The organism is Leptolyngbya sp. FACHB-671, assembly GCF_014695745.1.
Taxonomy (GTDB): domain Bacteria; phylum Cyanobacteriota; class Cyanobacteriia; order Elainellales; family Elainellaceae; genus JAAUTN01.
This window is the reverse complement of the sequence record NZ_JACJOV010000127.1, coordinates 227329-241541: the sequence shown is the minus strand read 5'-3', so window position 1 is coordinate 241541 and position 14213 is coordinate 227329. Positions and strand designations below refer to the sequence as shown.

Sequence of the window (14213 nt, the reverse complement as noted above, 5' to 3'; positions counted from 1 at the left end):
AGTTTGCAATATAAGCGATTCCTTATTCTTTCACCTAGTACAGTTTTTGAAAGTTTTAGTAGAACAGTTTGTTCGTGCTTAAAACTGTATCAGTTAAAGTCAGAAAATTTGTACCTTCTCATTGCTATCTAAATGGAAGAAAGTAGGGTTGATTCAGTTTTTAAGAGGCGAAAAGCTCCAGATGAAGCTCTCTAATCCATTAGTCTTAAAGCCATCTCAAGCTCGGTTTTTGACAGTTTCCAGTCGCTTTCTAACAGGGTTGAAGCAGTTTGGTAAGCAGTTGATTCAACTGATTTCAGGTACTCATGAAGTGCAGATTTGGCAGGTCAGCGATCGCGCAGGCAACGTGTACTGGCGCGTTTATGATCCAGTTACAAAAGACTCTACTAGCTTTGGTTCTAGCAGTGAAGTAAGAATTTGGCTAGAACAGCGTTATTATCGCTAACCTTAACCTGAGTTACGTTGAATGATGTATCGATAAAATTCATCGTTTGGATGAATTTTATCGATATAACGTTTCTAAGTGAGTTCTGGAAAGTATCTTTCACAACTCGCTTTGTTTATTTCTAATTAGATTGATTCAAATAGTTTAGCTAAACGAATTTTTAAAAATTTCAAGCTTTTCTGTAGTTTGAAAGATTTAAGTCTTTTCACAAGAATATAGGCTATCGCGACAAGTTAAATCTGAGTACAATAACTTAGTTGTTTTTAGTCAATTGGTGTGATAAGAGGACATTCTTTGGGATTAAAACTAGAGAGCGTTGTACCCTGGGGGCGATCGCTTGATGAATACATTGGCATGTTTGCCCTATCGCCTGCCGACTTACAGCGAAAAATCTTGGACTGTGGGGGTGGTCCCGCTAGCTTCAACGCTGAGATGACTGACAGAGGCTACTCCGTGATTTCCTGCGATCCCGTTTATCAGTTTTCTGTGGGTGAGATTGAGCAACGCGTTCAGGCAACCTATGCCCCCATTGTGGAAGGCGTTCGGGCAAATCGCGATCACTATGTCTGGCGCACGATTCAGTCCCCAGAACAGTTAGGAGAAATTCGCCTAATGGCAATGCGTCGGTTTCTAGTAGATTTTCCGACAGGATTACAGTTGGGGCGCTACGTCGTGGATCAGTTGCCTACGCTATCGTTTCACACAGGGCAGTTTGATTTGGCGCTATGCGGACATTTGCTTTTCACTTACTCTGACCAACTTTCAACCGAGTTTCACCTCAGCGCTATCCAAGAACTTTGCCGAGTCGCTAACGAAGTCCGGATTTTTCCAATTCTTGACCTTTCTGGGGAAACTTCACCCATTCTGCCAATTGTGCTGGAAGAATTGCCGCAGCAAGGATATTCATTAGAAATTAAACCTGTCTCTTACGAATTTCAGCGCGGCGGCAATCAGCTTCTACAGATTTCGAGAAACCCAGAATCCAACCACCTTATCTAGAACGGCACGATTGCTTCACCTTTCTGTAGCCTTTTGAACGATGGAACGCTTCAGGATCGCTTTAGATCTGTTTGAGGCTCAATTAGTGCTCAGATATTTGTATGGCTAAGCTTTCTGTCAGTCACCCCGTTGTTTTAAGACTGGCGCTAGGAGTAGGGGTAGGGTTATCTATCCTCGCGGCTTTATTTGTGGGTCGATGGGAAGTTTCTAACCAGCAAACTCGGTTTCAAAGACAGATCGAGAGTTTAGCAACAGCCTTGCAGCGGAGCCTGAATCGCTATACCGATGTGCTGGCGTTTTTGGGAGATTACTACGTCGTCACTCAAGGGCAAGTTGAGCGGCAAGAGTTTTCTAACTATGTGGCGCGATCGCTCAACACATATCCTGGCATTCAGGCGCTGGAGTGGGCACCCTTGGTGCAGCAGGCAGATCGTTTAGCTTTTGAACGAACGATCCAGGCAGAAGGCTATCCAAACTTTCAAATTACTGAGTTGACGAGTGACAATCGGCTCGTTAGAGCAGGCGATCGCCCCTATTACATTCCCGTTACTTACGTTGTTCCGTTCGCCAATAATGAAGCCGCATTTGGGTTTGATTTGAACTCTAATCCGGCTCGTGCTGTCGCTATAGAGTTTGCCAGAGATCAGGGAAAGATTACCGCAACGGGACGTATCCGTTTGGTGCAAGAACAACGCGATCAGTTTGGTTTTCTGGTCTTTTTGCCGTTATATCAAACGGCTACGGTTCATGATGTATCCAGCCGACGTGAGCAGTTTGAAGGATTTTTGCTCGGTGTTTTTCGAGTTTCAAATGTGGTTGAAGAATCACTCCAGGATTTGGGATACGAAATTGACTTTGTTTTATATGACCAGAATGTCAGTGCCGACCAGCGGTTTTTGGGACGATATGATGCCGTTGTTCAGCAGGTGATGACCAATGAGCGCGATCGCCCATCCCACTCTCTATGCTCCACAGCCACTCACTGTAGCCGTACCCTCACGGTCGGACAACGCCAATGGCAAGTCATCTTTTCACCATCTGGTAATTATCCGTTTAATCTGAACTATGGCGCACCTACCACCCTTTTTGTGGGGCTGGTGCTGACTGCCAGCCTAGTGCTTTTTTTGAGTAACTTAAATCGTGAGTTGACTCAGGAAAAGATGTTAAACAACCTGAAACTGCGGTTTTTTTCAATGGCATCGCATGAACTTCGCACGCCGCTCAGCACCATTCTGCTGTCGGCAGAGTCGTTACAACTGAACCGCGACGAATTGTCCGAAGCTCAAAAACAAAACAACATTCAGCGTATTTATCTCACTGCAAAACGAATGAGTCAACAGATTACGGATTTGTTGACGTTAACGCGGGCAGAAGTCGGCAAACTGGAGTTTAACCCAGAGCTATTAGAAGTAGAACCTTTTTGTCAGCAAGTTCTTGAGGAACTAGAAGATAGTATCCATCAACGCGTTAGCTTGACTAGCCATTGTCAAAACATGAAGGCATTCTGGGATAAGAAACTGGTGCGATCGCTACTCACTAACTTGCTTTTTAATGCCGCTAAGTATTCCCCTAACAATCTGTCCGTGCAGATGATTTTGCGTTGTGATTACCAAACCGCAATCATAGAAATTTGCGATCGCGGTATTGGTATTCCAGTTGTAGAGCAAGCCCAAATTCAAGAAGCCTTCTCTCGTGGCAGCAACGTAGGTGATGTTGCTGGTACAGGATTAGGTTTAGCAGTAGTGAAAACCTGTGTTGAATTGCACCGGGGAGAATGGGCGATCGAGAGTGAGGAAGGACAGGGAACAACTGTAACTGTGAAATTGCCATTGGAGTAATACCCAACCCGCACTTTTTTGACGTTTAGTTAAGTCACCTACTTGCTCTACGAGATATTTCAGCAGTATCAGGGCTGATTCACGATCCACTTACAGACCAGTTTTCCGTCTTCAACGATCCACTGTGCGGTTAAATTAGGTTTTCTTGATAAGATGTAGTGAGTTGAAATGAGTTTTGAGTGAAGGTCTGAAGTGCCGATGCGATCGGGGATAAAAATGTTTTCCAAAGTAGGTTGGTGACGATATTCTAGCTGCACGATTTGAACTCCTTGATTGAGAGATGGAGGGAAACCCTCAGAGGGCTGACTAACTAAAAGAGCTAGCTGGAGGTTAGTTCAAGGTTTAGCATTGGCGGTGTTGCGGCTCAGCTATCTTTGAAACTGAATTCAGTGTGCCTTTGAAACCCATACCAAACAATCGGGGTTTAGGCTTTTAAGCAAGAACTTAAGCAGATGCAGCAGAAAAATCGTCAACGCCCTGATTTTCCAAAAGGTTTCGAGCAAAGGGATAGAAACTCGGCTGAAATTGGACTGCTTAAGTTAAGAAGAATTTTTCTTATTTCAGAGTAAGACTCACCCGATTGCGTGATTTCACGTAGGCTTAGTCTGTATAAGAAACGAGATAGATTCTGCTTATAGGGAAGAGTTGCACCTTGGACTTGTCGGGTAATAACGAGAAAAACGGCTGGAAACCTTGTCCTGCGCGGGTTATGGCGATTTTTGGCAAAAGCGGCGGACAAGCTTGTTGCGTAAGATTCTCAAGGATTTTTCGTTTTATTTCCCGGTAACTCTAATACCTTGTAGATCTGCATCTAGCGATCGCTACACTCCACAAGCAAATCCAATCAAACCTGCTTAAGATAACAACAGCCGCGATAACGCAAAACCACCATTGCGTTTGGAACCCAAGATTGGGACTGAGAGATCCAGGTGCTACCACGATAGGTTCCGTTGGCTGCAAATGATATATCTTTTGTCGATGCCGCAGGGCGACGGTAGGAAACGCCTCGATAGGTGAGGCGATCGCCCAAAGCTTCTTCGCTGGCTGCGGTTGAATCGACCCGGAAACCTTGAGCAAGAATCGATTGAAACAGGTTGAAATAGTGAGAAAACTGCATGGAACTGTTCTCCTTGAGGGACTTTTTAATCAGTAGACAAATGAAGGCCTAGCGCAGTTGCAATCTCTACCGCAATTTCCATGCGCTATATGTTTAAGTTGAGTTTATTGAGCAGCCAGCCAGCCGCAATCGGTCAACTCATCAGGTAATGGACTACTTGCCACTCCAGTGAATGACTCGTTTTTCGACCAGTAAGAACAGCACGTTTAGAAAGTACCCCAACAATCCAGTCACCAAAATGGAAGCATACATGTCCTGCACGTTCAGAACTTGTTGAGCATCAATAATCCGCTTGCCTAACCCTTGTTCCGTTCCAATAAACATCTCTGCAACAATGACGATCACCAGGGAAATGCTAATGCCACTGCGTAAACCAATAAAGGTCTGAGGCAAACTTTCCATCAGCAGGACATCTGTAAACACTCGCCAGCGGTTTGCACCCATTACCTTGGCGGCTAAAATGCGAGACTGTTTGGCATTAATGACTCCATAGGCGCTATTAAATACAATCAGCAACAGAGCGCTGAACGCCGCAATCACGACTTTAGAGAAATCACTCACTCCAAAAAACAAAATGAACATGGGAATCAGTGCGCTAGCAGGCGTGGAGCGAAAAAAGTCAATCAAAAACTCGACGCTGCGATAGAGTTTTTCAGAACTCCCTAATGCCACTCCTAGCGGGACGCCGACTAACGCAGCCAGGAGAAAAGCGCTAAAGGTTCTCAGTACGGTTGCGCCAAAGTCGATCGCCATGTTGCCTGTAAACATTGCCTGGAATAAGGTGGCGATCGTCGTCCAGGGTGTTGGCAACAGTACCGGATTAACCCACCCAGAAACAGAAATCAGCCACCAGATGATAAAGAGTGCCAGCACTCCCACCAAGGGAAGGAGCTGATCGATGTGACGAAATCGCAAAGCGGTTTGAACACGACGCTTAGAGCCATAGGTTGCAGTCATTTCCGCATCTCCTGACGAAAAATTTCTAAACAGTAACGACTCACTTCAACAAATTCAGCAGAAGAAAGGGTTTCAAAGGTGCGAGGACGAGGCGCGGTAAACGATACCATCTCTACCAGACGGGTTGGACGCTTACTTAGCAGCAGGATGGTGTCTGCCAAAAACACTGCTTCTTCTAGGTTGTGTACCACCATAAACATAGGAATTTTGGTGGTCATGAAAATTCCCTGGAGCTTATCGCGCACAAACAGCGTGGTTTCAAAATCCAGTGCTGAAAAAGGTTCATCTAGAAACAACACTTCTGGATCAGCAACTAATGCTCGCATGATTGAAATAAGCTGTTGCTGTCCACCTGAAAAGCTGTAGGGATAGCGCTTTAGATCGAGTTGGATGTTGAAAGTGCTAATTAATCGCTCGACGCGATCGCGGCACTCTTTGTCTGACACCCCTTTTACCCGCAAGGGATAAGCAATATTCTCGTAAGCACTTAGCCAGGGCAGCATTGCATCTCGATAGTTTTGAAACACATAACCAATCCGTGCCCGCCGAATCGGTTTACCATGAATGCGGATTTCGCCTCCATTAAAGGGAATCAGTCCGCTGATCATGTTAATCAGCGTTGATTTGCCGCAACCGTTGGGTCCAAACACAGATACCAACTGGTTGTTTGCTAAGTCCAGGTTGAAATTATCGTACAGGACGGAATCGCCGAACGATTTACACAATCCTTGCACTGAGACAAAGTGTTCATGGGGAGCAATGTGCTGCTCAGTTATGGAATCTAACATCATAAACGTCTCCTAAGTCTAAATCCCTTCAAATGCTGAATCAGGCAGGTTTGTACAACAACGCAATCACATCAACCGCACGCGAAAACACTGTTTTTTCAGTCATGAAATCAAAGAATTTTTGGAAATATGCCACATCTTCTGGAGTGAATTCGTCATATAGGGTGTAGCCTACAAGTGGCACTTTCTCTACCAGATCTCCTTCAATCGCGGTGTAGCCCACCAGGTACTGACGGGCTTCGTCAGGATTATCGCGAATGTCTTGAATTGCCCGACGATATGCCTCAGCATAGGTTTGAGTTGTTTCTGGAAACTGTTCTATGAACTTGCTGCTGAGGGCAGCCGAACCACCAAACCAGGGAGCCATTGAATCACCCAGAATGTATTTGGAGACAACGCCGTTTTCCAGAATGCGAGTGATTCCTTTCATCTCACCCACGGTTCCGGTTGGCTCCAATGTGTAAGCTGCGTCGATCTGTCCTGATTCGATCGCTGCAACGTGTTGACTGATTTCAAGCTGCTGCACGTTCGGCTCAGCTACTCCTGCTGCGGTTAAAATTGCTTCGGCGATCGCCTTGTTCTGTGCCCCTGGTCCCGTTGCAAACGTTTTCCCATTCAAATCAGCAACAGACTGAATTGGGCTATCTTTTGCCACAATCACCTGATCTAACACATATTTAGCATTGCTTGGGTTAGCCGCCAAGATTTTGAACAAACCCGGCGAAGTGATTTCTGCCAGCCCCAGAGCACCGCTAGCAACTCCATTTCCAGTTCCCTGTAACCGTCCGGCAATCAGTGCTTCTGCGACCTGGTTAGGAGAAGCAAATTTCACCGCTTCCACATTCAGTCCAGCTTCCTCGAAGTATCCTTTTTTAACTGCAACAAATAGGGGAAGTCCTGATGCAACGGGCCAAAATCCGATTGAAATCTTACCGGGGCTCTCAGCACTGCCACTGGTTGAAACTTGTGCTTGGGGCTGCCTACAGCCATGAGCGGCGATCGCCAGTGCTGTTCCCGCACCAAGTTGAAGAAAATGCCGTCTACGAATATTCATACCTGCTACTCCACAAATTCTCAAATTTGATGTAAAATTGCATCAACTGATACAGAACCACGAAGTCCTTTATGGGCTGAGGAAAAAGGCTTAAGGACTGGTTCTTCTGTAACTTGAGAATTAAAGGTACAGATTGCAGGTATAGATTTTGGGAGTGAATAGGTGGAGAAATCGTGGAGAATATAGTCGATTTCTCACATATCAGCTTTAAAGGTGAGTAGGTTGTGAGCGCACTCCATGGATATACACTCACAGCTCGTATAGTATCGCCCCATCAGTTATCTAATGTTTTCAAGCGATATCCTAAACCGTGAACGGTCTCAATAAAATCTTTGGGTGCGCCTGCTGCTTTCAGCTTTGCCCGCAAGTTTTTGACGTAGGTTTTGATGGTGTCTTCTTCAGGTGAGTCTTGCCAGTTCCAAACATGTTCAAGAATGGCAGCTCGGCTCAACACTCGCTTGCCATAACGCAACATTGCTTCCATCAAAGCAAACTCTTTGGGAGTGAGATGAATCGGCGATCGGTTGTACGTTACTTCATAACTACTAGGATTTAGTTGAAGTGCACCCCAACTCAAAACCGGAGCAGTTCCGGACTGTCCCCGACGCAGCAATGCGCGAATTTGCGCCATTAATTCCTGTAGATTAAATGGCTTCACCATGTAAGCATCTGCGCCCGCATCCAAGCCAACTACTTTATCCAGGCTGGTATCACGAGCCGTTAGCATCAAAATTGGGGTAGGGTAGCCGCGATCGCGCAACTGCTGACACAGGCAAATTCCATCTAGTTTAGGCAATGTGACATCCAGCAGCACCAAATCGTAAACCAATCCTTTGGTTTGTTCCCATGCCATTTCTCCATCTCTGACTAAATCAACCGCATATCGTTGTGCGGTCAACGCTTCAGCCAAAGATGCTGCCAACTGGACATCATCTTCCACTAGCAGTATTCTCATTACTTACTTTATTTGTTGTTTTATTTGTTGAAGGGTGCTCATCAAAAACAGTTATGCCAAGGAAGACTACTCTAGTGCTGAATCAGTATGGATAAATTTCATCGCTGTTAAAAAATATACTGACGCATGTGGAGACTCTTCATTGTCACCTAACATACAGAAACTTCCTTAGTGATACATTCCCTAATCTTGTGAGCTTCCTGAGGCAGGGCTTGCACCAGTCTAAACCTGTTACCCAATCACCTATCCTGAATTAAGGATTGGGCTAATCACTATGAAAACAATCGCTTACTCTTATACCGATCCTTTATTAGAATCTGCACCAGATGCGACCATTTGGGGATGGGAAGTCGATCGGATTTATCAGGACCTGGGCGATCGCCAGCAGCTTCAACAGTTACTTCAAGATTGTCAGTCAGAGTCAAACGATTCCTCAGAAACCTATTTATTAGTGCGTCGGTTAGAAGAATTAGGAGACTCTGTGCAGGCAGTAGGCGATCGCCTAACAGAACTTGAAACTCTAGGTGTTCACTTAATTGCAACGGAGGAAAAAGTTGGCGCAGACAATCAGCCGCTTACCCGTTCAGATCTGCTGGAACTGCTGCGATCGATTCAGGATAGCCAGCGCAGCCGCCACATTCGCAAAGGTCACGCTCGAAATCGGATCAAGGCTCTGCCACCTCCGGGCAAAGTACCTTACGGCTATCGTCGCGGCAAGGATCGCTATATCGTTGATCGCAGCACTGCACCCATTGTCAAAGAGTTTTTTGATAACTTCTTGCTCTATGGTTCGCTTAGAGGAAGTGTTCGACATTTAGAAAAAAAATACGGCAAAAAAATCTCGGTTTCTACAGGAAAACGTTGGCTTACTAGTTCGGTCTATCGTGGCGATTTGCTCTATCAGAACGGAGAGGTCGTCTCAGATACCCATGCGGCGATCGTGTCCCGAGAAGAGGCAGCTCAGGTCGATCGCCTGCTGCGTCGTAATCGCCGCTTGTCTCCCCGTTCTGCCAGTGCGCCGCGATCGCTGGCAGGGCTGGTGTTTTGTGCAGCTTGCAACTCCGCGATGACGGTCACTCGGGTCACAGCGGTACGTAAATCGCAGGAATATCTCTATCTGCGACCGATTGCCTGCCCAAAGCGTCCTAAATGTCGCGCTTTACCCTACCAACAAGTGTTAGAGCAAACGATTCAGCGAATTTGCGAAGATTTACCTCGTGCAGTTAGCGGAGCAGAAATGCCAGACTTGGAGCGAATCAAGCAAGGCGTTTCAGCTCAAATTGCTGCAAAGCAGGCTGTCCTGGAACAGTTACAACCCTTGGTAACAAGCGGTGTTTTAGACGTAGAAACGGCTGATTTGAGAGCCTACAAAATCCGTACAGAAATCTCAGCTCTGCAAGCTCAGCTAGCTCAATTTCCCCCTGTTAACTTGCGGGCGATCGCTCAAGCCGTCTCCATTCCCCAGTTCTGGCTAGACCTATCAGAAGCAGAACGACGGTTCTATTTTCGAGAATTCATTCGCCAAATTCAGATTTCCCGCCAAGAACAAAACTGGCAAATTCAGCTTGTTTTTATCTTTTAGCCTTTACGTCTACATCCACTCAATCCTCAACAGGAGCATCGCTGCTGGTAGGGTTAGCATCATTGCGCCTGCCCGAATTTCGCACTCGCATGACCTTACTCAACAGGTCATACCAAAAAGACGCGCCCATTGACAGTGCAATTCCAGAGACCAACCAGCCAAGAATGCGTCTAAGATATGGCACTCGGAAGAATGGAATGAGCGAATACTGTCCTTCTAAATTCTGAGCGTATAGATTTTCTTGATTCCAACCAATCGGCAAAGATAATCCTTGTAGCGCCCCATCCACTGCATCTCTGATGTTGCGTAAGCGAACAGCTTCAGCCGAATTAGCATTAGCAGCTTGACCTGCTTCTGGTTCAGCCGGTAGAGAAAAATCGGGCGGCAGCGGCTCAAATGTTTCCGGTTCAGAATTCTGAAATTCGCTCGCAGAATCGGATGGCAATGTTTCTTCTATTTCAGGTTCAAATTCTTGAGATTCATCATTGGGTTCAGAAATTGGAGGTTCCGATTCTGATACGAATGGCGAACTGGCTGGAGTTTGAAGCGGCTGAGCAACCAGTTGATCGGCTGCATTGGAGATGGTCGATCGCAAAATTGAATCTTTAGACAACCGATTCACAATGTGAAAAGTGTCAGCATTACTGATAGTAGCAACGAGGAAACCGATGGCGATCGCAATTCCTTTTGAATTGCGCTTATAAACTCCCGACGATCTCTCCATCGAGTAGTCAAACCAAGTCCCAACTTCCCGCTCTAACTGCTGCACTCCTGCCTGCAAGCCGTCAGCTTTAAGCTGAGCCTGTCGAGCTAGCGCAATCAAGTTTCGCTGTAATTGCTCTGGAATTTCCGGATTTTTCTCATGAATTCGGGCAATAATTCTAGCAATTTGAGGCGACAGATTTTGCTGATTGGATTTATCTAAAACAATCGCTAAAACCTCAGAAACGGTAGGCTCCATCCGCTTAAGTGCGATCGCCTGCCGTAGATAGGGCAAACGCCTACGAATAATCTCCTGGCAGTGGTGATTATCTGAAAGACTTAATTCTGTATTATCAACAAATTGCTTAATCTGTTCAGCGATTTGGTCAATTGCAGTAGTAAAAGCAACTCTGCCTCTAGCAAAATTTTCAAAAATATCAGCAAGTTCGCTTTCCAAAGCTTGAAGTTCGCTAACCAATAAAGAATCATCGCCAAGACTACTTCTGAGGTCTTGCAAAACCTGCTTCACCAATTCCAGCTTATCTTTATTGAATTTTTGAACCGTCAACTCACTGACTTTCTGACTCAATAACTCTAGATCAAGCTTTTGCAAAAGCGCTGTAGCAAAGGCTTGGGAAGGAATGTAAGAAGGACCACTTCGCTGACTACCAAACACGTTTTGTACGCCCGTAACTGACCGATAAAAGTCACCAGTTGCATGGCTGAGCTTGCGAAAAGATCTAGCGATTCGCCCTTTAGCTTCCTGGTTAAGCGCTTTAAGCGGAGGACTGCTATACAAGTCATCAACAAATCTTTGCTGGATTGAACCGGTTTCAACCTCTCCAGTTAACAAAACATCAATTGCTTTTTTAAGATGTTCAGCCCGCCACTGCAATAGAGTTGCAATAAGTTCCTGAATTTCGGAAGTTAACAAGCTTAGGATTAAGTAAATAAAAATTAAACCGATAGCAATATCAAAGACGAGAGGTAAGTTCATCCCTCAATAGCTCCCAACTTAGCTAACAAATAGTGATTTACTGAAGCATGGGGTAATATATAGCACAACTCATCTAGAAATATGTCTATTTAAACAAGTCTAAATCTAAAAAAGAGGGTTTATTTATAACAGATTGTCATAAATAAACCCTCTTTGTAAGGATGTTTTTTGAAAAAAGTGAAAGTTGTACAGCCTAAAAAATAGCTTTTAGCGCTGGAGAGGATAGAATCCTTCAACTATCAGCATTTGAGTTACCAGCAAATTCCGCAAAATTTGCTAGTGGTTTTGTTACTTAACAAACTACTGACAGACCAAATCGAGTGCATCGACTAAACGTTCTAACTTTTTAACCTGTTGCTGATTTGTAGCGATCGTCGACGAAAAATTAGGCATTTCTTGCCAGCAATGAGAGCAAAACCAATAAATGCTATTGTGGCGAGCGTGACGAAGCAACTGTTCAGAGCAGCAAGGGCAGGTGTTCATAATATTTTAAAGGGAGTTCAAAGTGAGGATAAACTTCTTAATCATTCGGTCTGGGAACACGATTCTTAAAAAAAGCGGAGTTGCTGATAGTAAGATGAGCAGCAAATAGGTTCAAGCTAAATGAAAGACCCTAATCAAATTGTCGTCTTAACTACAAAACAAGGAATCTAACTTGAGAAACATTTATGTGTTTGAGGGGCTTGTTTCTACTAGCCTATTCACTCTTTTCCAGAACGGAACAAGTCAACACAAAAGTTTATAGAGCAGGTTTGAGCTAATAACCATCCCTTGTCCAAAGCGGATATGCCTCTGCCCAGTAAGTTAACGAATGTTTAGAGATGTAATTCGGTTCTGAGTTTAGCTAACTCTCTAGGAATAGCTTAAAAACGAGGGAAAATAGGTCAGTTGGGCTTGGGGATCAAGCCTTTCCTCATCCAAACTCGCTTCCCCTCTTGAATAATTAAGGCTTGAGCTGATACTTTAAGTCTTAGGTTTAAGGGGAAAAGTGATGCAAAACACTATTTTTGGATTGCCGGACTTTACAGCGATCGCAGCCTCATTTCTATATGAAGGATACCTGCCTCTTCAAACACTTCACCCCGCTGCTCAAAGCCAAGCTTCTGATAGAAGTCTTTGACATAAAGCTGAGCGTTAACTTTAATTTCAGGGATGTTTTTTGTATTTAAAAAGACAATTGCTTCTTCCATCAGTCGCTTCCCAACACCCTGTCCACGACAGTTTGATAGCACTGCAACTCGCTCAATCTTGGCAAGTTGGTCGCTAAGCAAACGGATTCTAGCCGTTCCAACTGGCTCATTATTTAAATGTGCTAGCAGGTGAATGGCGGCTTCATCCTGTCCGTCAAATTCGAGCACTGTATCAACTCCCTGCTCAACCTGAAACACCTGGTAGCGAATAGCCTGAATCAGGAATTTCTCCGCTGCATAGGAAACAACTCTAATTACCAAATTGCTCATTTACACTCTTCCCTTTGGCTCTGAGGCTCTTAGCTCACGCCATGCCCAGGACTTTAGCCTAGATGATTATTAAATCGTTTAATACCGTTTCTCTAAAAGAGGGCTACTCCTGGCAGGACACTTTAGAGGATGTCTGATGCAGAATCCGTTTCGTAAAGAAGCACTATTGGTTGAATAGGCGAAGCATTCGGCAAAAGAACTGTGCTTCAGTTGCAAGGGTTGTAACCGCATGATTCGCCCCCACCGCTACCGCCAATTTGGTATGAGGAGTAGCTCATGCCTTGCGTATGGGCGAGACACTGGGCAAGCACGTATTAAATCTCCCGGACAAGTTGAAGCTTTTCAGACATCCTCCCAAACAAAAATTAGGGTAGACGCATTGCACCTACCCAAACCTTGGCTCTCTATTGATCTGATCAGAACTTGTGCCTAAAGCGTAAAGAACTTGCCGGTTAACGTTTATTCAGCCTCATCCACTTCAGAAGGCAGACCTAGCATTGAGTTCTTTAATAGCTTCAGACCCTTCTTAACTCGGCGGGAAACAGTGACAGCGCTGATACCCAGCCGTTCAGCTGTTTCTTTTTGAGTCAAGTCATGCAGGAACACAAATTCCAGAACTTCGCGAGTGCGCTTTTCTAGCTGAATTAGAGCTTGCTGTAATCGAATTTGGTCTTCTTGAGCAAGCTGGAAGCTTTTATATCGCGGGTCAGGAATGATTTCACCTAGACAGGTGGAACCTTCGTCCTCGTCTCGCATGGGAGCATCCAAGCTAAGCGGAGCTCGATTGCGGCAGGCTAGTCTGATTTCTTGCCATTCTGACAGGGGAATTTGGAGGGCGATCGCCACTTCACTATCGGTTGGCTGCCGGTGCAGCTTTGCCTGCAACTCCCTGGTTACGCAGGTTGCTTGATGCTGCAGAGCTTGCCAGCGTCTAGGAATCCGAATCGGTGAACCCTTATCCCGCAGGTAGTGCTGGATTTCGCCGCGAATATAAGGAATCGCGAAAGAGCTAAAGGCATGACCTTTGGACATATCGAACCGTTCAATTGCTCGAATCAGCCCCAGACTGCCCACCTGCAGTAAATCTTCGTAGCTTTCCGTACATTGGTTAATCCAATGGTGAGCTTCCTTCCTGACCAATCCAAAATTAAGTTGTACTAACTGATTACGGATTTCCGCAGAAGGAGACTTCTGATATTCCCGCAACAGATGCAAACTCTCACTTTTCAATTCGTTTATGACGATGGTAGACATGACGAGATTCAGGTAGGTAGAGCACGTTACTTCACAGAAGTCTGTATAGGTTCCCCGATGTCAAA

General features: G+C 45.2%; 13 protein-coding genes. 4 read left to right on the top strand and 9 right to left on the bottom strand.

Features of this window, described 5'->3' with window-relative positions; all coding sequences use genetic code 11:
* Window positions 1-181: 181 nt before the first annotated feature.
* The 3 genes from H6F93_RS17715 (at window position 182) to H6F93_RS17705 (ending at window position 3282) form a co-directional block, all read left to right on the top strand.
* Window positions 182-445 carry a hypothetical protein gene (locus H6F93_RS17715; RefSeq protein WP_206755741.1) on the top strand — a complete coding sequence of 88 codons (264 nt, stop codon included), beginning with the start codon at window positions 182-184 and terminating at the stop codon, window positions 443-445.
* A gap of 294 nt (window positions 446-739) precedes the next feature.
* Window positions 740-1444, top strand: coding sequence for a class I SAM-dependent methyltransferase (locus tag H6F93_RS17710; RefSeq protein ID WP_190683261.1), 705 nt, complete (start codon window positions 740-742; stop codon window positions 1442-1444).
* Between the two features lie 101 nt (window positions 1445-1545).
* Window positions 1546-3282 (top strand): CHASE domain-containing sensor histidine kinase, encoded by a 1737-nt coding sequence (locus tag H6F93_RS17705; RefSeq protein ID WP_190683258.1) that lies wholly within the window; start codon window positions 1546-1548, stop codon window positions 3280-3282.
* 68 nt (window positions 3283-3350) lie between these two features.
* On the opposite strand, the gene H6F93_RS17700 is transcribed toward H6F93_RS17705, so the two are convergent.
* The 6 genes from H6F93_RS17700 to H6F93_RS17675 form a co-directional block, all read right to left on the bottom strand.
* Complete coding sequence (locus H6F93_RS17700) at window positions 3351-3539, bottom strand: hypothetical protein (RefSeq protein WP_190683255.1); 189 nt, start codon at window positions 3537-3539, stop codon at window positions 3351-3353.
* 587 nt (window positions 3540-4126) lie between these two features.
* On the bottom strand, window positions 4127-4399 hold the full coding sequence (locus H6F93_RS17695; protein ID WP_190683252.1) for a DUF4278 domain-containing protein: 273 nt from the start codon (window positions 4397-4399) through the stop codon (window positions 4127-4129).
* Window positions 4400-4552: 153 nt separating this feature from the next.
* Complete coding sequence (locus H6F93_RS17690; RefSeq protein WP_190683248.1) at window positions 4553-5356, bottom strand: ABC transporter permease; 804 nt, start codon at window positions 5354-5356, stop codon at window positions 4553-4555.
* Entirely contained in the window at window positions 5353-6147 is a 795-nt protein-coding gene (locus H6F93_RS17685; RefSeq protein WP_190683245.1) for an ABC transporter ATP-binding protein, read from the bottom strand. The genes H6F93_RS17690 and H6F93_RS17685 overlap by 4 nt, the downstream gene beginning before the upstream one ends.
* A gap of 37 nt (window positions 6148-6184) precedes the next feature.
* Window positions 6185-7198, bottom strand: a complete 1014-nt coding sequence (locus H6F93_RS17680) for an ABC transporter substrate-binding protein (RefSeq protein ID WP_190683242.1) — start codon at window positions 7196-7198, stop codon at window positions 6185-6187.
* A gap of 274 nt (window positions 7199-7472) precedes the next feature.
* A complete protein-coding gene (locus H6F93_RS17675; protein WP_190683239.1) occupies window positions 7473-8153 on the bottom strand; it encodes a response regulator transcription factor in 681 nt (226 codons plus the stop codon).
* Between the two features lie 274 nt (window positions 8154-8427).
* Between H6F93_RS17675 and H6F93_RS17670 the strand changes: the two genes are divergently transcribed.
* A complete protein-coding gene (locus H6F93_RS17670; RefSeq protein WP_190683238.1) occupies window positions 8428-9735 on the top strand; it encodes a recombinase family protein in 1308 nt (435 codons plus the stop codon).
* A gap of 19 nt (window positions 9736-9754) precedes the next feature.
* On the opposite strand, the gene H6F93_RS17665 is transcribed toward H6F93_RS17670, so the two are convergent.
* The 3 genes from H6F93_RS17665 to H6F93_RS17655 form a co-directional block, all read right to left on the bottom strand.
* Window positions 9755-11434, bottom strand: a complete 1680-nt coding sequence (locus H6F93_RS17665) for a hypothetical protein (RefSeq protein WP_190683730.1) — start codon at window positions 11432-11434, stop codon at window positions 9755-9757.
* Between the two features lie 1022 nt (window positions 11435-12456).
* Window positions 12457-12894: a GNAT family N-acetyltransferase gene (locus tag H6F93_RS17660; RefSeq protein WP_190683235.1), complete on the bottom strand. Its 438-nt coding sequence runs from the start codon at window positions 12892-12894 to the stop codon at window positions 12457-12459.
* Between the two features lie 459 nt (window positions 12895-13353).
* Window positions 13354-14148 (bottom strand): RNA polymerase sigma factor SigF, encoded by a 795-nt coding sequence (locus tag H6F93_RS17655; protein ID WP_190683232.1) that lies wholly within the window; start codon window positions 14146-14148, stop codon window positions 13354-13356.
* Window positions 14149-14213 lie beyond the last annotated feature (65 nt).